Raw genomic sequence first — 24246 nt, 5'->3', positions numbered from 1 at the left:
ATAGATTATTTGGTTCCCATGCGGATGGCGCCGTCCAGACGGATCACCTCGCCGTTCAGGTAGGAATTTTCGACGATGTGCCTGACCAGCGCCGCGAATTCGGCCGGTCTGCCCATGCGTGACGGAAACGGCACCATCTTGCCCAGCGAATCCTGGACCTCCTGCGGCATGCCCATCAGCATCGGGGTTTCCATGATGCCCGGGGCGACAGTGACACAGCGAATCCCGCTCTTCGCCAGTTCGCGCGCCACCGGCAGGGTCAGGGCGACGATTCCGCCCTTCGATGCGGCATAGGCCGCCTGCCCCAGCTGGCCTTCGAAGGCGGCCACGCTTGCCGTATTGACGATCACGCCGCGCTCACCGCCGGCATCGGGCTCACCCTTCAGCATCGCCTCGGCCGCCAGCCGGATCATGTTGAAGGTGCCAACCAGGTTGATGTTGATCGTCCGCGCAAAGGTCTCCAGCTTGTGCGGCCCGTCGCGGCCGACCACCTTCTCGGCCGGCGCCACACCGGCACAGTTGACCAGCCCGTGCAGGCCACCGAAAACAGAATTAGCCGTATTTACGGCGTTGACCGCACTCGCCTCGTTTGCGACATCCGTCTCGACGAAGCAGGCGTTGGCGCCGAGTTCGGCCGCCAGATTCTCAACCGCCTCGCGGTTCACATCGGCCAAAACCACGTTCGCGCCGGCTGCGGCCAATGCCCGCACCGTTGCCGCACCCAATCCGGAACCCGCGCCAGTCACCAGAAATACCTTGCCCGCAATTTCCATCGCCGCTCTCCCAATGTTCGATTTGCATAGTGTCGCGACGCAACACCAGTCGGCCCGGTGCGACGCCCACCCGAATTCTAACGCCGAGCCTGAGGTTCGCAAACGCGAGGCGCAACGTCGCCTATTAGATTTCTTTAGTACCTACTAGATTTCATAACAAAAGCGTAGTATAAATGTACTATTTTTTCAAATCCAAGATAGTTTCAGCAACCAACCATGACAAATCATCAAACTAGGTCGATCCGCGTAATGCTGGTCAGCGATCTCCCGATCGCACTTTGGGGACTGGAGAAACTTCTCCAAGACACGGACCCGCAGGTCGAACTCGCAGGTAGCGCGACTGATTGCGGCCAAGCCGCCAGAATAATTTACGATACGCCGATCAACGTCATCGTGGTCGACCTTGACGGGGATATCGGAATCGATGCGATTGCCGAACTGTGCTCCATATCGCCGGCGCGCGTGCTCGCGCTGACTGCTTCGCGCGATGTCTCGGTGCACGACGGTGCGATCCTGGCGGGTGCGCGCGGGGTCGTAACCAGGAGCGAGCCGGTCGCGTCGCTGCTCAGCGCCATCGAGAAGATCGATGAAGGCGAATTCTGGATCGATGGCGCCGCCACCGGCCGGATCTTTTTTCATCTTGCCCAACGTCGGAAAGCAGAGTTCGAGACACCGGATCAACTCAGGATTGCCAGCCTGACCCGGCGCGAACGGCAAACGATTACCGAGATCACCAAGGACGCCTCAGCCGGTGGCAGGCTGATCGCGGAGCGCCTCAATATTAGCGAAAACACGCTGCGCAATCACCTGAACTCGATCTACGGCAAACTCGGCCTGTCCAGCCGCCTCGAACTGTTCGCCTTCGCCAAGCTGCACGCGATCACCACCAACGCCTGAGGACGCCGGCGAATAAGGCATGCAGTGCCGGCGGCGCGACTCTCGGATTGCTGGTCACAGCGGGCTGGTACCTTTCGGGACGTATCGGCTTTGCGAAAAATCCCGCTACGATAGAGATGCCCCATTTCGGGACCAACTCCCGGGCCATGGAGTCGCCGAGCTTTGTCGCTCCCACCGCCTACAGCCTGGAGCTGCTGATGCTGAGGACCGACAAGTACCTGCACGTGACCTTCGGCATTGCCACCGTCATCGGCGTCGTTCTCGGTTCGCTCGTCCATGCCATCACGTCGCGCCAGCTCCGTTGGAAGAGGTCCGCATCTTTCGAGGATCTACGCAACCATCTCATGGGCGGCATGCTGATGGGCTTCGGCGGCGTCCTGGTCATTGCCTGCACCATCGGCCAGGGCGTGACCGGCGTCTCGACCCTTGCCCTGGGTTCACTCAAGAGCGTCGCCGGCATCGTCACCGGCGCCGTGGCTAACATTAAGTGGCAGCAACGCTGAGTTCCGCCGCCGCGCATTCCTGTCCGCACGCGTGTGCGGCCATCAAAAGTTGCCGCGGGTCAGAAATACGCGCACCTTGGGCAAGCCCAGGGGAAGGAAGAACCGCTCGACAGCCCTGCTCGCAGCTTCCGGCACTGCAATGCACAGATCGCCGTCGGCGACCTCCGGGCGCTCGTCGACGTTCCGGCGAGCAGCGCCAGCAATGCATCCTCGCGCAACGAAGTCAGGTGCGACAGGTGGTGCCGGGTGTAATGAAAGTTGTCCCATGCATCCGCCCAGGAACGGGGCACAGTGAAGAGGTGGACGCTCGATTCGTCCGATCCGATTCAGTACAGAATACTGGCCGCTTCGGGTTCAAATGACATGGCGTGCTCGATCAGGCTCTTGATCGGCGATCCGGCGCAGTGCATTAACGATTTCCGCAGCGCTCTCCGGCCGGACCAGACGCGCCACTTCCTGGCCATGCGCCATGAAGACCAACGTCGGCCACAGCTTTACGCGAAACGAACGTCCCAATGGTCGTCCCGGCCCGTCCTCGACTTTGAGGTGGCGCAGCGCCGGATAATCTTTCAACGCGCTTTCGATCAGCGGCTGCGCCGCCATGCAGTAACCGCACCATGCCGTGCCGAATTCGATGACCAGCGGCTCGGAAAGTGCATCGATGTCGCTGCGGGGAGGCTGGCTTTTCTCGTAGCTCTTACTCATCTCCTGATCCTGTCCCTGTGCGCTAAACATTACCCGCATGTCGTCCCGATAACAGCCACCACCCAGCAATTTGCGGACGAAAAAATCCCGGAGCTTCGAGAATGACCACATTCCGGGACTTTAACAAGCGACATGAGAAATTCAGGTGGTGCTGCAGAAAGGAGTCGAACCTCCGACCTACTGATTACGAATCAAATTTTTTGGCAATTTCAATATATGGCGCGCTCAAATCTGAAGTGCAACACTTTCCGGGAGGTAATGTGTGGCGATGGGAACGAAATACGAACACCTGAGTTGTGAAGAACGCACGATGATCCAGTTGGGGCTTGAGCAGGGCTGGACGCAGCGGGCAATTGCCCGCTGCGTCCAGCGCGCGCCGAGTTCGATCAGTCGTGAATTAAACCGCAACGGCTGGAGCAATCCCGCCACAGCACCCAAGAAACGCGGGCGTCCGCCGGTCGCGGGCGGCTATCGGGCGCCACTCACGCAGCAGCGCGCCAGTATGTTGGCAAGGACCGCACAATACCCTTCTCGACTCGCCCAGGACGGTCCGCTCTGGACACATGTCGAACGCCTGCTGCGCGCCTGCCATTCTCCGGAACAGATCGCGGGCATACTGCAGCGAATGCACCCGGATCAACCCAAGCTTCAGGTCAGTCACGAGACCATCTACGCCCCGAAGGAAGTCCCCCTGGGGGACACCGCGCTTTACGCGATAACACGCGGCACGCTGCGCAGTGAGTAGATCGCCTGCCTGCGACAAGCGCGTAAGCGTCGTCGGCCGCGCGCCCGAGGCGAAGATTGCCGGGGCCAGATTCCTGAGATGACCAGCATCCATCTGCGCCCACCGGAGATCAGCGAGCGTGTCATTCCCGGCCACTGGGAGGGCAATCTGATCAAGGGAGCACGCAATGCCTCGTCCATCGGCACGCTGGTCGAGCGGACCACGCTCTTTGTCACCTTGGTCAAGATGGAGGACGCCACGGCCGAAACCGCGGCCACGGCCTTTGGCGCTGTCCTCAACCGGGTTGACGCGCAACGACGCCTTTCCCTGACCTACGACCAAGGGCGCGAGATGGCGCAGCATGCGCGCCTTTCCGAAATCACTGGCGTCGCGGTCTATTTCGCCGATCTGCACAGCCCTTGGCAACGCGGCATCAACGAAAATACCAACGGCTTGCTTCGCCAGTATTTTCCCAAGGGATCCGATCTCTCTGGATTCTCTCAGACCGAACTCGATGCCGTTGCCTGGCAACTCAATACCCGACCTCGAAAGAGCCTCAACTTTCACTGTCCGGCCGAACTGTTTATCCCAGAATCCTTCGACTTCTTTAAGCATCATCATCAGCTTGTTGCACTTCGGACTTGAAACCGCCGGGGCTAATAAAGCTTAACGGCCAAGCGTTCCTGCCGCAGGAGGCCCAAAGCGAGGCACGGGCGTAGGGCTGCAGGCGGTCGGGTGCAGCGCCTTGTTCGGTCGCGTTTGGTCGCCGTCCACATCCTCTGTCGAGCTAAGGAGAGGCTGATTGATTCCCGGATTGTCATTCCGGCGAAGGCAGGAATCCAGAAAAACCAACGGCCCGAATCCCGGCCTTCGCCAGGGTGACGAATAAATCAGCGCTTCGCTAACAGCGCCCATCTACCGCCGCTTCATGTGCGCCGCTTTCTCCTTCCCGCTAATGAAACAGCGCGCTGTTTTCCAGGATGACAAGCGCCTCGTTATGCTCTTCGTCCTTCGCGCCATAGAGGAGCGTCACCTTCCCCGTTTTCAGTTCTTGCTTCAGGGTCTGGATTGATTCGCTATTCTCTTTGAGTTCGCTGAGATACCGCATCTTGAACTCTTCCCATTTGCTCGGGTCGTGGCCAAACCATTTTCGAAGCTCCGTGCTGGGCGCAATATCTTTGAGCCACAGGTCAACACTTGCTTTTTCCTTGGTCAAGCCTCGTGGCCAAAGCCTGTCCACGAGGATGCGTCTACCATCCTCTTGGTCCGGTTTTTCATACACCCGTTTCATTTTGATGTTCATGTGGCACTCCTGGCTCAGTGTCAGTAGCCCGAAAACTCCTCCGTGCGGATGCTGTCGTCATCAACTCCCGCCTTATTCAGTATTTCGCGCATCGCCTGCACCATTGCTTGTGGGCCGGCAACGTAGTAAATGGGGAGCGTCAGGTCGCCAATGGATTTCTGGAGCATGGCCTGGGTGATGAAACCGGTCTCCCCATCCCATGCGCGGCTTGACTTTTCCATCTGGGACATCGTGCCGATAAAGGTGTAATTCGGATTTTCTTTCTGAGCTTCCACCAACTCGTCCAGGAACGCAGCGTCTTCCGGCCGGTTATTGGAATAGAACAGGAAAATCTTGTGGGGAAGCTTGTCGTGCGCGGCTTGCAGAATGATGCTTCTGACGGGGGTAATTCCGATACCACCCGTGAGGAAAACGGCGGGAATGCTCGCATTGTTGTGGAGCGTGAACGAGCCACCAGGAGCGTCCAGCGTGAGTTCCGTGCCCGGTTCCATTGTCCTTAACACACGCTTGAATGCGGTATCGCGCATCCGGGTCGCAAACATGAGAAAGTCTTCATGAGGCGCGTTCGCCAGGGAAAATCCTCGTATGTTGCCCTCTGCGTCAGTTTCAGCAGGGTTGATCAGGGTGAGGTCACCGTACTGACCTGCTTTGAAGGCAAACCCCTTCGGTTTTTCAAAATAGAACGCCATTGTTCCAGCAGCGACTTCCTGTTTTCTTTCCAATTTGACTTTGTAGATTGACATGGTGCCATCCTCCTTAGTTTTGTTGCAATTATGGTGCGTGTAGCGACAGAAAGTTCGAGCTAAGCGCGCGACAGCGGCAGCATGCCGTTGGCACTCCGCTTGAGCGAAGGTTAGGCTGCACCGAGTACGCTTGCCAAAGCATTGCGATCACCGGACTTCCACGCTTGAACCAAGTGTTTACCTCGCTCAGTTAGACTAACCCGGTACAACCTGACACCACTTGAATAATCAGCGAGCGCCATGCTGTACTGCGCTAACCCACTCCCAATCAAGCGGGAGAACTTCGCCACACCGTCACATGAGAACATCAAGTCGACAGAATTCTCGGTCCCAAGAAAAAGAAGATCATCGATATCGCGTTGATCAAACGCTTGGTTCAGTGACACAAGCATGGACTTCCATGCATAGATGGAGTCTCGCCGGATCTCTCCGCGATGAAAAAGCGCGTGGCAGGTCGGGCAAAGTGGAAGCAGGTTGGACTGAGCATTGCCTCCTCCTTCGCTAACCTCGACCATGTGGTGCAAATCCAGGGCAAGTATCGTTCGGCATGTTGGTACTGCGCACCGATAACCCGCCTCTGTGAGTACAGCGACCTTGTGCGATTGAGGTACAGATGTCCGCGCCATGTTTGTACGGCCTAACTTTTAAGTAAGTCTCTCAAACTCAGATACGTTTTTACCAAACAAGAACAAACTATCAACCTTAGATCATCGGAATTCGATGAAATTACGCCTCCTATTTCAGCGGCATGATAACCAGCCATGACCATACCCTGAATGGATAGCGTTTGCCAATAAACGACGTCTAACCCGAATGGCACTTACTTAAGCTTTTTGGGATGTCCATTTTTAGAGCTGGTCCCGTTTACTTGGACAGTTTTTCCACGGAGATAGGTGGAGCCCTGCGGGGTAGCGTTATCCACGGTGACGGCGGCCGAAGGTCCGTTTAGACCGTAGGCTGACGGCGCGGTGGGTAACGCGGTGGTCATGCTGCGAACGTCTCTTTTGGCAGGTTTTCGACGTAGACCGTATCCGGCATTTTACCGTCAAGGGTTTGATGCGGTCGGCGGGCGTTGTAGAAATCCAGGTAGCGCCCCAGGTTGGCCTTGGCATCGGCCACCGTGTCGTAAGCCTTGAGATAGACCTCCTCGTACTTGACGCTTTTCCAGAGTCGTTCGACAAAGACGTTGTCACGCCAGCAGCCCTTGCCATCCATGCTGATCCGGATTCCGTTATCCTTCAGCAACCCGGTGAAATCGCTGCTGGTGAACTGGCTACCCTGATCGGTGTTGAAGATATCCGGCTTGCCGAAATGCAAGATGGCTTCGCTGACCGCCTCCAGACAGAAATCCGTAGTCAGCGTGTTGGATAACCGCCAGGAGAGGACTTTCCGGCTGCACCAGTCGATAACGGCGACCAGATAGACGAAGCCCCGGCGCATCGGAATGTACGTGATGTCGGTGGCCCAAACCTGATTGGGGCGGTCGATGACCAGGTCCCTGAGCAGATAGGGATGGATCAGGTGGGCATCATGCCGTTTGGAAAGGTTCGGTTTCCGGTAAAGTGCTTCGATCCCCATCTTTTTCATCAGCGTGCGCACGTGCTTGCGGCCGATGGAATGGCCTTCCAGGCGCAGCAGGTCGCGCAGCATCCGGCTGCCAGCGAACGGGTGCTCCAGATGCAATTCATCAATGCGGCGCATCAGCGCCAGATCGGCGGACGAGACAGGTTCCGGGGTGTAGTAGGCGGTCGACCGGGCAAGCCCGAGAATCCGGCATTGCCGGACTACCGGCAGGGTGTGGCTGCGGTCAATCATCGTCTTGCGCTCAGCAGTCCCGCCTTGGTGAGCGCGCCTTCTAAAAAATCATTTTCCAGACTCAGGCGACCAATCTTTGCTTCCATGGCCAGAATGTCCGGGTCTTTCTCCTTGGCGGTCGTGTCGCCAAACACGACTGACGAACGCTCCATCAACTGTGTCTTCCAGTCGGTAATCTGGTTGGGGTGAACATCGAACTGCTGCGCCATCTCGGCCAGCGTCTTGTCGCCCTTGATGGCCGCCATCGCCACCTTCGCCTTGAACTCCGGCGAGTGATTCCGCCGCTTCCTTCTCGTCATCTTCTTGCTCCTCATTTCGGCCGCTACGCGGCCTGCGATTGAGCAAGGCTATCACTTATCCCTCTGTCCGAAATTCCGGGGCCGGCTCTTTTCATGACGATAGCTTTGGCGAGATTACGTGGTTTGGTGAGCATTGGATAGGGTTTAGGTCGTCGTTTGACGGCGCGAGGCTCGATCCGGCCCGGTCGGTTACCGACCTGTTGTTGGGCGATTAAAACGAATAGTTCGCTGTGTATGTCGTGATGGCTGCGGCTCGCAAAGGGTGCCCAGGCGAGCCAGATTTGCACGGTATGCTTGAAGCTCAGTTGGCGCGGCAATCTGTGGGAGAGCATCGCAGCCTGAGCCATCATTAAGCGAATCAGATTGTAGGCGAGCAGATAGACCCAGATTTCCTTGATCGCCATCGCAGGCGTCAGGCAACTCAGTCGTTCCATGCCGAGCGTGGTCTTGATGTTGCGCAGATCGAGTTCAACGTGCCAGCGATCCCGATAGAGCGATTTCAAGGCAGTCTTGTCGGTTTGTTTTGGGCAAAGCAATGTCGTCACCCGTGTCTTGCCACCGACCCGAAGCTCGCGTACGGTCAGACTCTCGGGGGCCTGATCGTAGTCGGCCTGAGGCATCCAGTCGGGTTTGCTGACGGGTTTTGGCAGCACGATCAGATGATCGCGCTGCCCCAACAGCCGACCTCGGCAAAAATCGGTGGTGCGTTGCCGCGCGCCATTTTGTTCAAACACCGCATCAATGCACCGCTCGCGCAATGAGCAGAGGAGAAAGTAGGTGGCGTAGAAGGCGTCGCCCAACAGTAAATCACCCTGCTCCAGAGAATCGAATATCGAACGCAGCAACGACTGCTCATCGCTGCCCTTGCCCCGACAGGAGCCGGTCGTGGCATTGAGGACCGCCCCGCTACCCAAACAAACGAGCCCAACGATCCGGCACTGCGGGAAACCCAGTCCCGGCTTCTGGCTCGTCGGTTGCGGGTAGACGACCTGATTGTCTGAGGTGTCGGGCATTACGACGGTCGTCCCGTCCACCAGACGGACGGGACGACCCCGCCAATGCCAAGCTGTCGGCGCCTGCGTGGCGACTCTTTGCCCCACGTGGCACGCCAGTGTACTGAGCATCTTCAAAGGCAAGCGCTTTCGCGCCCGGCAATAGGCGCCCGTGTGGGTGCTGCCCGGCACCAGGCCGCCAACCAGGCATTTGACCGCACGGTCATTGACTGCCTTCTGGCAGGAACGATCGGTGCTCAGCGCTTGGGCCAGAAACATCGACAACGTCTCCGTCGGGGGATATTGCCTTTCTCGGTGGGGCGGCAGTTCAGATTCCACGGCATCGAACAATTCCGGCCCCATCAACAGGTTGAAAAACGCATAGGCGTCGCTCTGGGCAGCGTGGGCCTTGACCGTTCGGTGTTGCTGTGCGCGTGTACTGCGGATAGGATGCATTTGGGCTGGCTCATCGTGGGCGGGTTGGGTATTTGGCGACGCCAACTTATCACGCGTCGATCCAGCCTGTTTCATCATTTGCATCAAAGAGTTGAACGTTAAGTAAGTGCCATTCACGTCTAACCCCTCCTGAGTGGAGGACAGCGATGGAGCCACAAGGTTCCACCCCGAAGCCGCCTATGGAATATTCAGGTTCGTAAGGCCAGGAATTGCCGGTGTTACGCGTGGCGCCGATCTTTGGTCCCGGCGCCGCCTTGGGCAGCGCACCAGAGAGGGGCGAGCGATACCCTCGCTTTTTTGCCGTCGGTGAAGCGAAAGACAGCACTGAAAGCGCCGCCAGAAATGTAGAAGCCCCCTGCTGGAGGCTTCATGCGGGCTTGAAAACCTGCCGGATTTACATGCGCTCGATCATGGCATCGCCGAATTCGGAACAGGACAGTTCCTCGGAGCCTTCCAGCAGGCGGGCAAAGTCAAAGGTCACCTGTTTGGCGCCGATCGCCGCTTCCATCCCCTTGATGACGAGATCGGCCGCTTCGAACCAGCCGAGGTAGCGCAGCATCATTTCAGCGGAAAGGATCAGCGAACCGGGGTTTACCTTGTCCAGCCCGGCGTACTTCGGCGCTGTGCCCTGGGTCGCCTCGAAGCAGGCGTACTGGTCGGAAATGTTGGCGCCTGGCGCGATGCCAACGCCGCCGACCTGCGCCGCCAGCGCGTCGGAGATATAGTCGCCGTTCAGATTGGTGGTGGCGATCACGTCGTACTCGGCCGGACGCAGCAGAATCTGCTGCAGGAAGGCGTCGGCGATCGAGTCCTTGACGATGATCTCGCGCCCGCTGTTCGGGTTCCTGAACTCGCACCACGGGCCGCCGTCGATCAACTCGGCACCGAATTCCTCGCACGCGACCTTGTAGGCGGTGTCACGGAACAGGCCTTCCGTGAATTTCATGATGTTGCCTTTGTGCACGATGGTCACCGACTTGCGGTCGTTGTCGATGGCGTACTTGAGCGCAGCGCGCACCAGGCGGGTAGTGCCTTCGATCGAGATCGGCTTGATGCCGATGCCGGAAGATTCCGGGAAACGGATTTTCTTGATACCCATTTCCTTGTCCAGGAAATCAATGACCTTCTTGCAGGCATCACTGTTGGCGGCCCACTCGATACCAGCGTAGATGTCTTCTGTGTTCTCGCGGAAGATGACCATGTTGGTCAGTTCCGGATTCTTGAGCGGCGACGGCACGCCCTTGAAATACCGCACTGGACGGACGCACTGGTAGAGGTCGAGTTCCTGGCGCAGCGCCACGTTCAACGAGCGGATACCGCCACCGACCGGGGTTGCCATTGGTCCCTTGATCGACACTGAATACTCCTTGAGCGCATCGAAGGTTTCCTTGGGGAACCACTCGTCCGGCCCGTACAGGCGGGTCGATTTCTCGCCGGCGAACACTTCCATCCAGTGGATTTTCTTTTTCCCGCCATAAGCCTTGTCGACCGCAGCGTCGATCACCTTGATCATGACCGGCGTGATGTCGATGCCGATGCCGTCACCTTCGATGAAGGGAATGATCGGGTTGTCGGGAACCGCTTGTCCCGGAACAATTTTCGAGCCGTCTTGCGGAACCTTGATGTGTGATGACATATTCACTCCTTGCGTTGTTATGGGACGACCACGATTTGCGTCGAACCCCTTGGCGGGGCAGGCCTGGCAGGGCACCCATCCGGCCGGCGGCGCGGATTATTATGAAGCAAAACCCGACGGCATGGCAGCCATTTCGCCCAACGGCGGCACTGCTGCGGTCAACCGCGAAAACAACCCGAAAAACAGAAGAGCGAAGGCCGTTTGGACCTTCGCTCCTTTCGCCAATGCGGCCGGCGCCGGCCGCCATAGGATTGTCGCCTAGATGCGTGCCGCCTTGAGCGCGGCGTTGAGCGTCGGACTCGGACGCATCACGGCCTTGCACTTGTCGGGATCGGCCCTGTAGTAGCCGCCGATATCGACCGGCTTGCCCTGCACCGTCTTCAGCTCGGCGACGATCTGTGCCTCATTTTCGGTCAGGGCCTTGGCCAGCTTGGCGAAGTGGGTCGCCAGTTCGGCGTCTTCCTTCTGCGCCGCCAGTTCCTGGGCCCAGTACATGGCCAGGTAGAACTGCGAACCGCGGTTGTCCAGCTCGCCGGTCTTCCGCGATGGCGACTTGTTGTTGTCGAGCAGCTTGCCGGTCGCGGCGTCCAGTGTCTTGGCGAGGAGCTTGGCGCGGGCGTTGCCTTCCTTGATGCCGAGATCTTCCAGCGACACGGCCAGAGCCAGGAACTCGCCCAGCGAATCCCAGCGCAGGTGGTTTTCCTGCGTCAACTGCTGGACGTGCTTCGGCGCGGAACCGCCGGCACCGGTTTCGTACATCCCGCCGCCATTCATCAGGGGAACGATCGACAGCATCTTGGCCGAGGTGCCAAGTTCCATGATCGGGAACAGGTCGGTCAGGTAGTCGCGCAGGATGTTGCCGGTAACCGATATGGTGTCGAAACCGCGGACGACGCGCTCCAGGGTGAAGCGCATGGCGCGCACCTGCGACATGATCTGGATGTCCAGGCCGCTGGTATCGTAATCCTTGAGGTAACTCTCGACCTTCGTGATCAGTTCATTTTCATGCGGACGGTACGGATCCAGCCAGAAGACGGCCGGCATGCCGGAGTTGCGGGCGCGCGTGACGGCCAGCTTGACCCAGTCGCGGATCGGCGCGTCCTTGACCTGGCACATGCGCCAGATGTCGCCTGCCTCGACGTTCTGCGTCAGCAACACTTCGCCGGTGGCAATATCGACGATGTTGGCAATGCCGTCTTCGGCGATCTCGAAGGTTTTGTCGTGCGAGCCGTACTCCTCGGCCTGCTGGGCCATGAGGCCGACGTTCGGCACGGTGCCCATGGTCTTGGGATCGAAATTGCCATGCCATTTGCAGAAGTTGATCATCTCCTGATAGATCCGGGCGAAAGTCGATTCGGGCATCACGGCCTTGGCGTCGTATTGCTTCCCGTCCGCTCCCCACATCGTGCCGCCGGCGCGGATCATGGCCGGCATCGATGCGTCCACGATGATGTCGTTTGGCGAGTGGAAGTTGGTGATGCCCTTCGCCGAATCCACCATCGCCAGACGCGGACGATGCTCCTGGCAGGCATGCAGGTCACGGATGATCTCATCGTGCTTGGACTCGGGAAGGGTCTTGATCTTGTCGTAGAGATTGATCATGCCGTTATTCACGTTGACCCCGAGTTCCTCGAACAGCTTGGCATGCTTCTCGAAGGCTTCCTTGTAGTAGATCTTCACGCAATGACCGAAGACGATGGGGTGCGACACCTTCATCATCGTCGCCTTGACATGAAGCGAGAACAGGATGCCGGACTGTCGGCAGTCTTCGAGTTCCTTCTCGTAGAAGTCGCAGAGCGCCTTCCTGCTCATGAACATCGAGTCGATGATTTCGCCCGCCAGTAGCGAAAGCTTCGGCTTCAGCACGCTGATCTTGCCACCCTTGGCGATCAGTTCCATCCGCACGTCCCGTGCCTTGTCGAGCGTCATCGACTTTTCGCCGTGGTAGAAGTCGCCATGATGCATGTGCGAGACGTGAGTCTGCGACCACTGCTTCCATTCGCCCATCGAGTGCGGGTACTTGCGGGCGAAGTTCTTGACGGCGAGCGGGGCGCGACGGTCGGAGTTGCCTTCGCGCAGGACGGGATTGACCGAACTGCCGACACACTTTGCGTAGCGTGCGCGGATGGCCTTTTCTTCTTCGGTCTTGGGGGCTTCGGGGAAGTCGGGAATCTTGAAGCCTTGTGCCTGCAGTTCCTTTATGCAGGCCATCAGCTGGCCCACGGAGGCGCTGATGTTCGGAAGCTTGATGATGTTGGTTTCCGGTAGCAGGGTGCGCTTGCCGAGATCAGCCAGCGTGTTCGGCATTTTTTGCTCGTCGGGCAGGCAGTCCGAAAACTCGGACAGCACACGGGCCGAGACGGAGATGTCGGCCTTCTCTATCTCGACGCCGGCCGGCTCGGTGAATGTACGGACGATCGGCAGAAAGGCACAAGTCGCCAACGCCGGCGCCTCATCGGTTAGGGTGTAGATGATCTTTGATTTCCCGGAAGCCATGGTAATTCCTCGATTTGGATTGATTTACACAGCACCATTTTACAGCCTCCTTCTCTCGTCATGCTTACAAGAAAAACATCTCGGGACATCTTTATGTGCCATGGGAGGAAGGCTGTCAGCCATCCCACATGCTATTGACCGGAAGTCGCGAGTGCTAAAATCATGCTTCACCGAGAATCGCCCACAATGAAAATCTCCTTCGGCCTTTACGGCACCAGCGCCCACCAGATCGCGCTGGCGCTGATTCAGGGCTTCAACAAGCACTACACGCTGTTTCGCGCCACCAGCAAGGAAGCCAAGACCCGCTTCGAGCAGGCCAACTGGATCGGCGTGCACAAGGCGGTCAAGAAGCGCATCCGCTTTTACGATGACCGCGTCGACGAATGCGTCGAGCGCCTGCGCAACGGCTTCGACGCACAACACATCGACGACACTACCTGGCAGCAGGTCAAGCTGCTTTACATCGGCCTGCTGCTCAATCACAAGCAGCCGGAACTGGCCGAGACCTTTTTCAACTCGGTGACGACCAAAATCCTCCACCGCGACTATTTCCGCAACGACTTCATGTTCATTCGCCCAACCTTGTCCACCGAGAACATCGAAGCCGACTTCGCGCCCATCTACCGCAGCTACTACGCCAGGGAAGACGGCCTGCGCGGCACCATCTGCGCCATCGTCCGCGATTTCGCCTGGCAGCGGCCGTTCGCCGACCTCGAGCGCGACACCAACCACGTCTATCACGCTGTTCGCTGCCGCCTGAAGGGCATGCCGGCGCGCGAGTTCAACTTCCAGATCCAGGTACTGGGTTCGGCCTTCTATCGCAACAAGGCCGCCTACATCATCGGCAAGGCGATCAATGGCGCCGCCGAATACCCCTTCGCCATTCCCGTCCTCCATGACGACGAAGGCAAGCTGTACCTCGACGCCATTCTCCTCGACGCCTGGCGGATCGGCCTGCTGTTTTCGCTGTCGCGTGCCTATTTCATGGTCGACACGGAGGTGCCGTCGGGTTATGTCCAGTTCGTGAGTTCCATCCTGCCCAACAAGCCGCGCTCCGAGCTGTACATCATGCTCGGCCTCGGCAAGCAGGGCAAAACCATGTTTTTTCGCGATCTGCTTTATCACCTGCGCCATTCGGAAGACAAGTTCATCATGGCCCCCGGGATCCGCGGGCTGGTCATGTTGGTATTCACGCTACCGTCCTACCCTTACGTCTTCAAGATCATCAAGGACATCTTCGGCAGTTCAAAGGAGATGGACCGCGCGACGGTCAAGCGGAAATTCATGATGGTCAAGCAGGTCGACCGCGTCGGCCGCATGGCGGACACCCTGGAATTTTCCAACGCCGCCTTTCCGCTCGCTCGTTTCAACGACGAAGTCATGGCGGAACTGCGCACCCTGGCCCCTTCGTGCTTCGAGATCGACGGCGACACGCTGGTCATCAAGCACATCTACATCGAGCGCCGCATGGAGCCGCTCAACATCCACCTCGAGCGCATGGAACGCACCGACAACATCGAGGGTCTGGAGCACGCGATCAAGGAATATGGCAGCGCGATCCGCGAACTTGCCCAGGCCAACATTTTCCCGGGCGACATGCTATGGAAGAATTTCGGCGTCACCCGCTACGGCCGCGTCGTTTTCTACGACTACGACGAAATCGAGTACATGACCGACTGCAACTTCCGCAAGATTCCACCGGCTCCGGATTTCGAGGCCGAGATGTCGGGCGAGATCTGGTATCCGGTGGCCAGGAACGATGTCTTTCCCGAGGAGTTCGGCACCTTCCTGCTCGCGTCGCCGACCTTGCGCAAGATCTTCCACAAGCACCACAAGGATCTACTGTCACCAAACTTCTGGCAGGGGGCACAGCAGAAGATCCGCGACGGCCACGTCGAGGACTTTTTCCCCTACCCGCAGGAACTGCGCTTCCATAACTGCCAGATGGACGCTTCCTGAACCATCGATCCGGCAATCAGCCACAAGTAAACGCGGCCCCCCGCGACAGCAAGGAGACAACAGCATGCCGCTGACCATTGCGGTGACCAGAGAACGCGTCCCCGGTGAACACCGGGTCGCGTTGGTGCCGGAGACCGCCAGGAAATTTGCCGCCCTCGGCGCCCGAATGTGCATGGAACAACGCGCCGGGAACGACAGCCACTTCCTCGACTCGGACTACGCCGATATCATCATGGTCAGCGGCATCCGCGAAGCCTATGGCCACGCCGACCTGATCCTGCGCGTCACCCCGCCTTCGCCCGACGAAATCGCCGCGCTGCCCGAGGGTTCGACCCTGATCGGCCTGCTCAGGCCCTTCGAGGACAAGGCCAGGCTGGCCGCGCTCAACGCCAGGAAAGTCACCGCCTTCGCCCTCGAACTGCTGCCGCGCATCTCGCGCGCGCAAAGTATGGACGCCCTCTCCTCGCAAGGCGCCTGCTCCGGCTACCAGTGCGGCCTGATCGCCGCCGCCCGCTGCACCAAGTTCTTCCCGATGCTGACCACCGCCGCCGGGACGATCAGGCCGGCGCGCGTCCTGGTCATCGGCGCCGGCGTCGCCGGCCTGCAGGCGATCGCCACCTGCAAACGCCTCGGTGCCATGGTCGAAGCCTATGACGTCCGTTCCGCTGCCCGCGAGCAGATCGAATCGCTCGGCGCCAAGTTCGTCGATACCGGTGTCTCGGCCGACGGCACGGGTGGCTACGCCCGCGACCTGACCGCCGAAGAGAAGGCACGTCAGACCGAGAGTCTGGCCAAAGCCGTCGCCCTCGCCGATGTCGTCATCGCGACCGCCGCCATCCCCGGCAAGAAGGCCCCGGTCATCATCACCCACGACATGGTCGGGCGCATGAAATATGGCGCCATCATCGTTGACATGGCGGCCGAATCGGGCGGCAACTGCGAGCTGACCCAGCCCGGCGAGCATGTCATCGCCAACGACGTGAACATCCACGGGCCGCTCAACCTGCCCTCGCGCATGCCGACGCACGCCTCCGAGCTTTACGCCAAGAACATCTACAATTTCATCTCGCCATGGATCAAGAATGGCGAACTCGACATCAACTGGAGCGACGAAGTCGTCGCCGGCACCCTGCTGTGCAAGGATGGCGAAACGGTCAACGCGACGGTCAAACAAATAATGGGAGACGCCTGATGGACGGCATGCTCGCGCTTTACATCTTCATGCTCGCGGCGTTCACCGGCTACGAGATCATCGCCAAGGTGCCGGTCATCCTGCACACGCCGCTGATGTCCGGTTCCAACTTCATCCACGGCGTGGTCGTCGTCGGCGCCATGGTCGCCCTCGGTTCGGCCGACACCCTGCTTGAACAGGCCATCGGTTTCTTCGCCGTCGCACTCGGTGCGGCCAACGCCGCCGGCGGCTACGTGGTGACCGAACGCATGCTCGCCATGTTCAAGAAGAAGGAGGACAAATAATGGTTCTGCCCTTCTACGTTCAAGGCGCCTGGTTCATCGGCGCAGTGCTCTTCATCTTCGGCCTCAAGGGCATGAGTTCGCCAACCAGTGCCCGCAAAGGCATCGTCTGGGCCGGCTACGGCATGGTCCTCGCAATCGCCGGCACCTTGCTGATTCCGGGGCTGAAGAACACCGCCCTGATCTTCGCGGCGCTCGGCGTCGGCGGCGCGGCGGCCTGGATTTCGGGCAAAAAGGTCAAGATGACCGACATGCCGCAGATGGTCGCCATCTACAACGGCATGGGTGGTGGCGCGGCGGCGGCCATTGCCGCCATCGAATTTGCCCGCGGCGAAGCGCACAGCCTGGTCACGCTAACTCTTGGCGCGCTCGGCGCGCTGATCGGATCAGTCTCGTTCACCGGTTCCTGCATCGCCTTCGCCAAGTTACAGGGTTTGCTCGATAAACCTTACCGTTTGCCGGCTCAAAACGCGGTTAACGTGGTGCTGGCGCTGGTCGCCGTGATGCTCGGCGCGATCATGGTGAGCATGGCTCCGGCCCATCCGCCGCTGATCCTGCTCTTCTTCGCCGTCGCCCTGGTGCTCGGCGTCATCGTCACCCTGCCGATCGGCGGCGCCGACATGCCGGTGGTGATTTCGCTGTTCAACGCCTTCACCGGCCTCGCGGTCGGTTTCGAGGGCTATGTGCAGGGCAACCCGGCACTGATCATTGCCGGTATCGTCGTCGGCGCCGCCGGCACGCTGCTCACGCAACTGATGGCCAAAGCGATGAATCGGCCGATCTCCAACATTCTCTTTACACCGATGGTGGCGAGTGGCCCCGGCGAAGCGATCAGTGGCTCGATGAAGGAGCTCTCCGCTCTCGATGCAGCGGCGGTGATGCGCTACGCCAGCAAGGTCATCATCGTTCCCGGCTACGGCATGGCCGTGGCACACGCCCAGCACAAGGTATGGGAAATGACCTCGATCCTCGAAGAGGCTGGGGTCGAGGTGAAGTTCGCCATTCACCCGGTCGCCGGGCGCATGCCGGGCCACATGAACGTGTTGCTGGCCGAGGCCGGCGTGCCCTATGACAAGATTTTCGACCTCGAGGAAATCAACGGCGAGTTCGCCCAGGCCGATGTCGCACTGATCATCGGCGCCAACGATGTCGTCAATCCGAGCGCGCGCACCGACAAGAGCAGCCCGATCTACGGCATGCCGATCCTCAACGCCGACCAGGCGCATAACGTGATCGTCATCAAGCGTGGCAAGGGTACCGGCTATTCGGGCGTCGAGAACGCCTTGTTCTATACCGACAACTGCCGCATGCTTTATGGCAGCGCGCAACCGATGGCCGGCGAGATCATCCAGCACCTGAAGGCGATGGGTTAGCATGCTGTTGCGGTCAACCCACCTTTTCAGGCGAAAATCAAGGAACGGGTCGGCGCAACCGGCATCCACCCGATAGTCACCAAACCGGCCGCCGGAATCCCGAAAGGCTCCGGCGGCCACCAACTACTCAACAGGAGATCAAATGTCGAATACCGTTACGCTTGGCGGCAACCCCATCGAAGTCAGCGGCAATTTCCCCACCAAGGGCGATCAGGCACCCGCCTTCTCGCTGGTCGGCAAGGATCTAGCCGATGTGACACTGGCCAGTCTGGCTGGCCAGCGCAAGGTTCTGAACATTTTCCCGAGCCTTGATACGCCGACCTGCGCGACCTCGGTGCGCAAATTCAATCAGAACGCCAGCGACGTCGCCAACACCGTCATCCTCTGCATTTCCGCCGACCTGCCGTTCGCCCAGGCCCGCTTCTGCGGGGCCGAAGGACTGGACAAGGTGCAGACCTTGTCGACCATGCGCGGCCGCGAATTCATGGACGCCTACGGCGTCGCCATCAAGACCGGCCCGCTGACCGGCGTGACGGCGCGTGCCGTGGTCGTGCTCGATGAAAACGATCGCGTCCTGTACAGCGAACTGGTCGGCGAAATCGCCAACGAACCCGATTACGCTGCTGCCCTCGCCGCCCTCGGCAAGTAGGCGATTTTCCCTCGCTTTTCGCCGTCGACCGCACCGCAATGCTGCCGCAGCCCTGGTATCTCTACCTGATCGAATGTGCTGACGGCAGCATTTACACCGGCATCACCGTCGACGTCGAAGCGCGCTACACGGCCCACCTGAACGGTGCAGGCGCGCGTTATACGCGGTCGCACCCGCCAGCTCGGCTGCTCGGCAGCGTCAAGGGCCGAGTATCGGGTCAAGCAACTGTCGCCAACCGAGAAACGGCGATTCGCCGCCAGCCTGACGCGTTAAGAAGTTTTGCGGTGGAACCGATGGCGGTTCGGAGAATCTGACCCCGGTCGCCATGTCGAGTCCCCGATGTCCCCAATCAGCATTTCCATAGCAAGCGCCGCCAGCAAGATTCCCCACGCCGACTGGGCACGGCTGGCGCCTGCCGGCCATCCTTTTCTCAATGGCGATTTTCTCGCCATCCTCGAACGGCACGGCATGGCCGGGCCGGACTGCGGCTGGCAAGCACAGCATCTGGTCGCCAGGAACGCGGACGGCGCGCTATGCGGCATCCTGCCACTCTACCTGCGCGCCAATTCACACGGCGACTTCATTCACGACTGGTCGTGGGCAGCCGCCTATAGCCAGCTCGGCAAGCCCTACTTCCCCAAACTGCTGAGTGGCCTGCCGCATACGCCGGCAACCGGCCCGCGACTTCTGGTCGGGCCAGAAGCCGCGGGCAATGCCGTTCGCCAAGCCTTGATCGCTGGCGCTCTGGAGACGGTGGCGGAGCAAAGGCTTTCGTCATGGCATGTCGCCTTTCCCGCCGCCGACGAGGTCGAATTGCTACGTGCGCAGGGGCTGGTGGTCAGCCACAATGTTCAGTTCCACTGGCGTGACCATGGCTATGACGATTTCGCCGGTTTCCTTGGCGCATTTTCGGCCGAGCGGCGGCGCAAGGTCAGGGCGGAACGCCGGCGCGTTGCCGAAAGCGGCCTCGACATCGAGGTCCGGCACGGCGACGGGATCGCCCCCGACGAATGGCCCGCCCTGCACGACCTCTACACCGCCACCTTCAACAAATACGGGAATTACGCCGCGTTCACACCGCAGTGCTTTGCCGATCTCGCCAGCGCGCTGGGCCGACGAATGGTCGTCTTCATCGCCCGCAACGGCGGCGAACCGGTCGCCCTGTCGATCTGCTTCCGCAGTACCGACACGCTGTATGGGCGCTACTGGGGAACGATCGGCAACTACCACAGCCTGCATTTCGAGCTATGCTTCTATCAGGGCATCGACTACTGCCTGCGCGAAGGACTATCCACCTTCGAGCCTGGAGCCGGCGGCGAACACAAGGTGGCGCGCGGTTTCGAGCCGACCGTGGTGCGTTCCTGCCACTGGATCGAAGACGCCAGGATGCGCCACCTGATCGGCCAGCACCTCGCCAGGCAGCACCCGGCGATTGTCGACTATGCCGCCGAAACCGCCACCCACCTGCCCTTCCGGAAGGTCAGCGAGGGCTGATCACATCACGGCAAGCGGCATCAGCCTTTACCGGTGCTGCCGAACCCTCCCTCACCACGAACACTGGTGGCGAAATCGTCGACTACATTGAAGCCGACCTGCAACACCGGCACGACCACCAGTTGTGCGATGCGCTCGAGCGGGTTAAGCGTGAAACTTTCGTGTCCGCGATTCCACACCGAAACCATCAGCTCCCCCTGGTAATCGCTGTCGATCAGCCCGACCAGGTTGCCAAGCACGATGCCATGCTTGTGACCGAGGCCCGAACGCGGCAGGATCAGCGCCGCCAGACCGGGATCAGCCAGGTGAATGGCCATGCCAGTGCGCACCAGCGTCGTCTGGCCGGGAACAATCTGCAGCGGAGCGTCGAGGCAGGCACGCAGATCCAGCCCGGCAGAACCAGATGTGGCGTAATGCGGCGGGCTTTCGCGCAGGCGCGCGTCGAGAATCTTGACGTCGATACGGTGCATCGGTGAGATACCCTTCTAACCTATTGGCTTTATTGGCGACCAAGTACCACGGTAGTTGCGATTAATTGAAAATGTGCAACACCTTTGCGTTGCACTCTTGAGGCAGAGAAGTATAAGGTTCTGCCTACTGAACTCAAAAAAAGTCCCAACGCTAAGTGCTGAAGGATCGGTTTTGCTCTAAGACCACCCAACTGCTGCCAAAATCGTGGGCGATTCAAACAACCATTTCGGACATGCTTCTCTGAAACGAGCCGCTACCGCTGTAGTTTCCCTCGACGCAATACGTGATCGAATGAAAAGATGTGCTCAGAAGGCGCTTCTGCACATCGCCCCACAAGTCGGCCATGAAATTCGCGACCACCATTTTTTACGCTGATTTTTCCATTACAGAGTGGGCAGGCTGAGGTGTAGCGAGCAGCCTTAATAGCTTTCATGCTGTGCTTCGGAGGACAGCGCCATTCGATTAGTCGATCATCATTCTCTGACTGCATCCACCACGGTGCCAGATTGATACGCCTATCAGGCAGTGTGACGATCGGGCCAATAACTTTCCATGTGCCCCACAAGGAGACAGCAGCAGCGAACAAGATGTTGATGAACCCCATCACACCCGCCTTGCCTGAAAGCGATGCGGTCACCACAATCACAAGAAAAGCTGCTTCAATCGCAGCAATAAGAATTACCGCGACGAACATCCAGCGACGCCAGCCGTTCATCTTGTAGCCACGAGAGAAATATCGAGCTATGGGCCCAGCATCGTCGAGATCCTCGCAGATATAGCGAATTTCATCGGCAGAAGAAGTATGTACCGAAGCTCCCAGCGTGCTCTCAGTTTCATCGACATTAATCGATACCTGCCGCTCCCTGAGGAGATAGCGGGTCATTTTCCCGGTACCGCCACCCTCGTCACGTTCGGGCCAAGCGATATACGAGAATCCCTGGTCAGCAGCTTGCTGAAATAGCCCCTCTCGCTTTTGATCCATGAGCTTTTCGAGTTGCTTCCATTGGCGACGGACTTTATCTGAAATCTGTTCCTTGCCGTCGCCAGGGGTCCATGAGCGCCCCATTTGTTGCCCGATTGCATCTGCGACCTCCATCGGACTAAACCCCTCTCCAGCACGTTCTGGAAATTGGATCGTTAGGGCACATATCGCCCGAAGCAAGCTCGTGTCCAACCGACCTTTTTCGTTCCAGGTCTGGCTTGAAGACTCAAGTAAAGACGCGCTTTTCCAAAGATCGAACCCCGTTTGAACCCCGTTTTGGGTCTGTTCCGTAGCGAGTGGCTCTGGAGAATTGAGTTTGTCAGCAGACATATTTTTAGGAGAAGGTCATGACACAGCCAACTATGAAACAAGCATTTGCTTTTCACAAGACTACTGAGCGAATGATTTCAATTGCCGAGGCACAGAACGGACTTCATTGCGAGTGTATTTGCACTCATTGCAATAGTCTGTTGGTGGCCAAGCAGGGTCAAGAGCGATCCTGGCATTTTGCGCACCACACGGGCGCAGATTGCGATGGAGCTGCCGAGAGTGCCCTTCACCGTGCAGCTAAACAGATCATCATCGATCGATCAGGAATGATTTTACCCGCGTTTGCAGTCAGAGCAGTAGAGGCGGCATCTCATGGCCGCCGCGCAGAGCATGTCATAGAAGTTAAGCCGGTTTTTACCAACTTATCATGCATCCGCCAGGAAGTTCCATTGATGGTTTTAGCTGGTCAGGATCTTGAAAATCGTGGGCAGCTGATTCGACCTGATCTAGTTGCAGCGAACGGGAACACAGACCTTCTCGTCGAAGTGGCAGTCACGCATTTCGTTGATTTCGATAAGCACGATCTGATTGAACACCTTGGGTTGGCAGCGGTTGAAAGTCAAGTCCAAAATCTGCTGTAAATACTCTTCGATCCGATGAATGACGAATGGTTTTCAGCTAGCGAGGGCAACAACGTTGTTGCCCTCGCTAGCTGCGGCGCGGGAAGCCGCCCACTCCTTGAATTCATCCATGTCGAGGTACTTCCGTTCCTGCCAAGCCTCGTTCTGTTCGGCCAGCAGAGCGCCGATCAGGCGCAAGGCTGACTCGTCGTTGGGGAAGATGCGGATCACGCGCTCCCGCCGGCGAATTTCCTCGTTGAGCCGCTCCTGCATGTTCGTTGTGCGTAGCCGCTTGCGATACTTCTCGGGCAAGACCATTACCGCCATGGCATCCTCGAATCCTGCTTCGAGGCAGGCCACCGCTTTGGGGGCGCTCTTGGCGAAGCGCTCGGTGAATTCCGCCAGGCGGCGCTTGGCCTCGACCAAATCGGGCGCCTGCAGCACGAGCTTGACGGCAGCTGCCACCTCGGCGCGGTGGCGGGTGTTGCATTGGCCCAGAATGTTGCGCATCAGATGCACCTGACAGCGTTGCCAGCTGGCCCCCTGAAAGTGCCGCGCTGCCGCTTCACGCAGGCCGCCGTGGTCGTCCGAGATGATGAACTGCGTGCCCTTGAGGCCGCGCCCTCTGAGCCAGCGGAAGGTCCGTCCCAGGTGGCGAAGCTCTCGGTGTCGCCGATCCGCACGCCCAGAATCTCCCGGAAGCCATCGGAGCGGATGCCTGAGACGGTCAGCACGGCACGCGAAACCACACGATCTTCTTGCCGACTCTTGATCAACAGGGCATCGACCAGCACGAAGGGATACTCGCCGTCCAGCCGCCGTTCGTTGAACGCGCTGACCCGCGGTTCCAGTCCGGCGCACAGTGCGCTCACCATCGATTTGGAGAAGCTGGCGCCGCACAGCTCTTCGGTGATCGCCGAGACCTTGCGCGTCGAGACACCGTGCACGACCATTTCCATGAGCGCCAGAACGAAGGCCTGCTCGCTCCGCTGGTAGCGCTTGAAGATGTCCGTCGAAAAGCTGCCGTCCCGCGTCTGCGGCACCAGCAGCGTCACCGGCCCAACCCGCGTGTAAAGGGTGCGTGGCCGGTAGCCGTTGCGATAGCCGGCCCGTTCGTCCGTGCGCTCGTGCCGCGTCGCCCCCAGCGTTTCCGTCACCTGCGCCTCCAGTACTTGATTGAGCACCGCTTCCACCAGTTTCGCCAGCCCGTCCTGCCCGTTTAAAAGCCCTGGCAGCAAGTCCGTTCCTACGCTAACCTCATACCCAGTCATCGCTTCTCTCCTTCGGTTATCGATCGTCTCGCAACGTCAGTTTACCGAATCGAAGCGGTGGCTACCTGCCACCCGATTTACAGCAGTTTAGGGACTCAATCCGGTTGAAATCACTGTCGATCCAGAGCTTCAAGAGACTTGGGACTGGGACAGCCTAGCCAAAGTCGTAATTGATGGCCATGCCAACAAGGAGTGGATTTTCTACCCGGCAGCAGAAGAACTTCGTAAGCAGGCTAGATCGGAAGCAAAGAAGAAGGCTGAGGATATGCCAATCGTAGTAAGCGATGCCAACGAGGATACTATCCAGACACCATCCAGATGCTCTTACAAGGAGAAAGTGTT

At 59.1% G+C, this 24246-nt stretch carries 21 protein-coding genes and 3 pseudogenes; 12 read left to right on the top strand and 12 right to left on the bottom strand.

Annotation, left to right across the window (positions count from 1 at the left end; all coding sequences use genetic code 11):
* Nucleotides 1–5: 5 nt before the first annotated feature.
* The gene (locus IPP03_19940) at nt 6–773 is read right to left on the bottom strand and encodes a 3-hydroxyacyl-CoA dehydrogenase (GenBank protein MBL0354804.1); all 768 of its coding nucleotides are present in this window, start codon (nt 771–773) and stop codon (nt 6–8) included.
* A 216-nt stretch (nt 774–989) separates the two neighbouring features.
* Here IPP03_19940 and IPP03_19935 point away from each other — a divergent pair, with 216 nt between their 5' ends.
* Both IPP03_19935 and IPP03_19930 read left to right on the top strand, forming a co-directional pair.
* Nucleotides 990–1670, top strand: a complete 681-nt coding sequence (locus tag IPP03_19935) for a response regulator transcription factor (GenBank protein ID MBL0354803.1) — start codon at nt 990–992, stop codon at nt 1668–1670.
* Nucleotides 1667–2173 (top strand): YeeE/YedE family protein, encoded by a 507-nt coding sequence (locus tag IPP03_19930; protein MBL0354802.1) that lies wholly within the window; start codon nt 1667–1669, stop codon nt 2171–2173. The genes IPP03_19935 and IPP03_19930 overlap by 4 nt, the downstream gene beginning before the upstream one ends.
* Nucleotides 2174–2527: 354 nt before the next feature.
* On the opposite strand, the gene IPP03_19925 is transcribed toward IPP03_19930, so the two are convergent.
* On the bottom strand, nt 2528–2878 hold the full coding sequence (locus tag IPP03_19925) for a thioredoxin family protein (GenBank protein MBL0354801.1): 351 nt from the start codon (nt 2876–2878) through the stop codon (nt 2528–2530).
* 268 nt (nt 2879–3146) lie between these two features.
* On the opposite strand from IPP03_19925, the pseudogene IPP03_19920 reads away from it, so the two are divergent.
* Nucleotides 3147–4247, top strand: a pseudogene (locus IPP03_19920) (IS30 family transposase).
* Between the two features lie 307 nt (nt 4248–4554).
* Here the strand turns inward: IPP03_19920 and IPP03_19915 are convergent.
* The 6 genes and pseudogenes from IPP03_19915 to icd form a co-directional block, all read right to left on the bottom strand.
* Nucleotides 4555–4905 carry a DUF488 domain-containing protein gene (locus IPP03_19915; GenBank protein MBL0354800.1) on the bottom strand — a complete coding sequence of 117 codons (351 nt, stop codon included), beginning with the start codon at nt 4903–4905 and terminating at the stop codon, nt 4555–4557.
* 20 nt (nt 4906–4925) lie between these two features.
* Nucleotides 4926–5648 (bottom strand): FAD-dependent oxidoreductase, encoded by a 723-nt coding sequence (locus IPP03_19910; GenBank protein MBL0354799.1) that lies wholly within the window; start codon nt 5646–5648, stop codon nt 4926–4928.
* 110 nt (nt 5649–5758) lie between these two features.
* Nucleotides 5759–6163, bottom strand: a complete 405-nt coding sequence (locus IPP03_19905) for an HNH endonuclease (protein ID MBL0354798.1) — start codon at nt 6161–6163, stop codon at nt 5759–5761.
* A 469-nt stretch (nt 6164–6632) separates the two neighbouring features.
* Nucleotides 6633–7762 (bottom strand): IS3 family transposase gene (locus IPP03_19900; protein ID MBL0354797.1). Its coding sequence is split into 2 segments (ribosomal slippage): nt 6633–7513 and nt 7513–7762, totalling 1131 coding nucleotides; the frame shifts between segments, so codons are not numbered across the junction.
* 89 nt (nt 7763–7851) lie between these two features.
* A pseudogene (locus IPP03_19895) lies at nt 7852–9210 on the bottom strand (IS4 family transposase).
* A 394-nt stretch (nt 9211–9604) separates the two neighbouring features.
* A complete protein-coding gene (icd, locus tag IPP03_19890; GenBank protein ID MBL0354796.1) occupies nt 9605–10846 on the bottom strand; it encodes an NADP-dependent isocitrate dehydrogenase in 1242 nt (413 codons plus the stop codon).
* On the opposite strand from icd, the gene IPP03_19885 reads away from it, so the two are divergent.
* Nucleotides 10833–11108, top strand: coding sequence for a hypothetical protein (locus tag IPP03_19885; GenBank protein MBL0354795.1), 276 nt, complete (start codon nt 10833–10835; stop codon nt 11106–11108). The genes icd and IPP03_19885 overlap by 14 nt on opposite strands.
* Here IPP03_19885 and IPP03_19880 read toward each other — a convergent pair.
* Nucleotides 11105–13342, bottom strand: a complete 2238-nt coding sequence (locus tag IPP03_19880; protein MBL0354794.1) for an NADP-dependent isocitrate dehydrogenase — start codon at nt 13340–13342, stop codon at nt 11105–11107. The genes IPP03_19885 and IPP03_19880 overlap by 4 nt on opposite strands.
* A 186-nt stretch (nt 13343–13528) precedes the next feature.
* On the opposite strand from IPP03_19880, the gene aceK reads away from it, so the two are divergent.
* The 7 genes from aceK to IPP03_19845 all read left to right on the top strand — a co-directional run bounded on the left by aceK (nt 13529) and on the right by IPP03_19845 (nt 20290).
* The gene (aceK, locus tag IPP03_19875; protein ID MBL0354793.1) at nt 13529–15301 is read left to right on the top strand and encodes a bifunctional isocitrate dehydrogenase kinase/phosphatase; all 1773 of its coding nucleotides are present in this window, start codon (nt 13529–13531) and stop codon (nt 15299–15301) included.
* A 64-nt stretch (nt 15302–15365) separates the two neighbouring features.
* Nucleotides 15366–16493: an NAD(P) transhydrogenase subunit alpha gene (locus IPP03_19870; GenBank protein ID MBL0354792.1), complete on the top strand. Its 1128-nt coding sequence runs from the start codon at nt 15366–15368 to the stop codon at nt 16491–16493.
* On the top strand, nt 16493–16777 hold the full coding sequence (locus tag IPP03_19865) for an NAD(P) transhydrogenase subunit alpha (protein MBL0354791.1): 285 nt from the start codon (nt 16493–16495) through the stop codon (nt 16775–16777). The genes IPP03_19870 and IPP03_19865 overlap by 1 nt, the downstream gene beginning before the upstream one ends.
* A complete protein-coding gene (locus IPP03_19860) occupies nt 16777–18147 on the top strand; it encodes an NAD(P)(+) transhydrogenase (Re/Si-specific) subunit beta (GenBank protein ID MBL0354790.1) in 1371 nt (456 codons plus the stop codon). Before IPP03_19865 ends, IPP03_19860 begins: the two co-directional genes overlap by 1 nt.
* 142 nt (nt 18148–18289) lie before the next feature.
* A complete protein-coding gene (gene tpx, locus IPP03_19855; protein MBL0354789.1) occupies nt 18290–18796 on the top strand; it encodes a thiol peroxidase in 507 nt (168 codons plus the stop codon).
* Between the two features lie 38 nt (nt 18797–18834).
* The gene (locus IPP03_19850) at nt 18835–19110 is read left to right on the top strand and encodes a GIY-YIG nuclease family protein (protein ID MBL0354788.1); all 276 of its coding nucleotides are present in this window, start codon (nt 18835–18837) and stop codon (nt 19108–19110) included.
* Between the two features lie 25 nt (nt 19111–19135).
* Complete coding sequence (locus IPP03_19845; protein ID MBL0354787.1) at nt 19136–20290, top strand: GNAT family N-acetyltransferase; 1155 nt, start codon at nt 19136–19138, stop codon at nt 20288–20290.
* A gap of 20 nt (nt 20291–20310) precedes the next feature.
* Here the strand turns inward: IPP03_19845 and dut are convergent, their stop codons facing one another.
* Both dut and IPP03_19835 read right to left on the bottom strand, forming a co-directional pair.
* Nucleotides 20311–20760 (bottom strand): dUTP diphosphatase, encoded by a 450-nt coding sequence (gene dut / locus IPP03_19840; GenBank protein ID MBL0354786.1) that lies wholly within the window; start codon nt 20758–20760, stop codon nt 20311–20313.
* Nucleotides 20761–21014: 254 nt separating this feature from the next.
* Entirely contained in the window at nt 21015–21857 is an 843-nt protein-coding gene (locus IPP03_19835; protein ID MBL0354785.1) for a hypothetical protein, read from the bottom strand.
* 233 nt (nt 21858–22090) lie between these two features.
* Here IPP03_19835 and IPP03_19830 point away from each other — a divergent pair, with 233 nt between their 5' ends.
* Nucleotides 22091–22654 (top strand): hypothetical protein, encoded by a 564-nt coding sequence (locus IPP03_19830; protein ID MBL0354784.1) that lies wholly within the window; start codon nt 22091–22093, stop codon nt 22652–22654.
* A 33-nt stretch (nt 22655–22687) separates the two neighbouring features.
* Here IPP03_19830 and IPP03_19825 read toward each other — a convergent pair.
* A pseudogene (locus tag IPP03_19825) lies at nt 22688–23904 on the bottom strand (IS256 family transposase).
* Nucleotides 23905–24246: the final 342 nt, after the last annotated feature.

Origin of the sequence: Candidatus Dechloromonas phosphoritropha (genome assembly GCA_016722705.1) — a bacterium.
GTDB lineage: Bacteria > Pseudomonadota > Gammaproteobacteria > Burkholderiales > Rhodocyclaceae > Azonexus > Azonexus phosphoritrophus.
Note: the sequence above shows the minus strand (reverse complement) of the source record. Positions and strands in the feature narration are given on the sequence as shown.

Bases quoted from the DNA above. Each gene is read 5' to 3' on its own strand.
- IPP03_19830 (MBL0354784.1), top strand. From the start codon at position 22,091: ATGACACAGCCAACTATGAAACAAGCATTTGCTTTTCACAAGACTACT.
- IPP03_19870 (MBL0354792.1), top strand. From the start codon at position 15,366: ATGCCGCTGACCATTGCGGTGACCAGAGAACGCGTCCCCGGTGAACAC.
- IPP03_19845 (MBL0354787.1), top strand. From the start codon at position 19,136: ATGTCCCCAATCAGCATTTCCATAGCAAGCGCCGCCAGCAAGATTCCC.
- IPP03_19905 (MBL0354798.1), bottom strand. From the start codon at position 6,163: ATGGTCGAGGTTAGCGAAGGAGGAGGCAATGCTCAGTCCAACCTGCTT.
- icd (MBL0354796.1), bottom strand. From the start codon at position 10,846: ATGTCATCACACATCAAGGTTCCGCAAGACGGCTCGAAAATTGTTCCG.
- tpx (MBL0354789.1), top strand. From the start codon at position 18,290: ATGTCGAATACCGTTACGCTTGGCGGCAACCCCATCGAAGTCAGCGGC.
- IPP03_19885 (MBL0354795.1), top strand. From the start codon at position 10,833: ATGTGTGATGACATATTCACTCCTTGCGTTGTTATGGGACGACCACGA.
- aceK (MBL0354793.1), top strand. From the start codon at position 13,529: ATGAAAATCTCCTTCGGCCTTTACGGCACCAGCGCCCACCAGATCGCG.
- IPP03_19835 (MBL0354785.1), bottom strand. From the start codon at position 21,857: ATGGAGGTCGCAGATGCAATCGGGCAACAAATGGGGCGCTCATGGACC.
- IPP03_19865 (MBL0354791.1), top strand. From the start codon at position 16,493: ATGGACGGCATGCTCGCGCTTTACATCTTCATGCTCGCGGCGTTCACC.
- IPP03_19860 (MBL0354790.1), top strand. From the start codon at position 16,777: ATGGTTCTGCCCTTCTACGTTCAAGGCGCCTGGTTCATCGGCGCAGTG.
- IPP03_19935 (MBL0354803.1), top strand. From the start codon at position 990: ATGACAAATCATCAAACTAGGTCGATCCGCGTAATGCTGGTCAGCGAT.
- dut (MBL0354786.1), bottom strand. From the start codon at position 20,760: ATGCACCGTATCGACGTCAAGATTCTCGACGCGCGCCTGCGCGAAAGC.
- IPP03_19940 (MBL0354804.1), bottom strand. From the start codon at position 773: ATGGAAATTGCGGGCAAGGTATTTCTGGTGACTGGCGCGGGTTCCGGA.
- IPP03_19850 (MBL0354788.1), top strand. From the start codon at position 18,835: ATGCTGCCGCAGCCCTGGTATCTCTACCTGATCGAATGTGCTGACGGC.
- IPP03_19910 (MBL0354799.1), bottom strand. From the start codon at position 5,648: ATGTCAATCTACAAAGTCAAATTGGAAAGAAAACAGGAAGTCGCTGCT.
- IPP03_19880 (MBL0354794.1), bottom strand. From the start codon at position 13,342: ATGGCTTCCGGGAAATCAAAGATCATCTACACCCTAACCGATGAGGCG.
- IPP03_19915 (MBL0354800.1), bottom strand. From the start codon at position 4,905: ATGAACATCAAAATGAAACGGGTGTATGAAAAACCGGACCAAGAGGAT.
- IPP03_19925 (MBL0354801.1), bottom strand. From the start codon at position 2,878: ATGAGTAAGAGCTACGAGAAAAGCCAGCCTCCCCGCAGCGACATCGAT.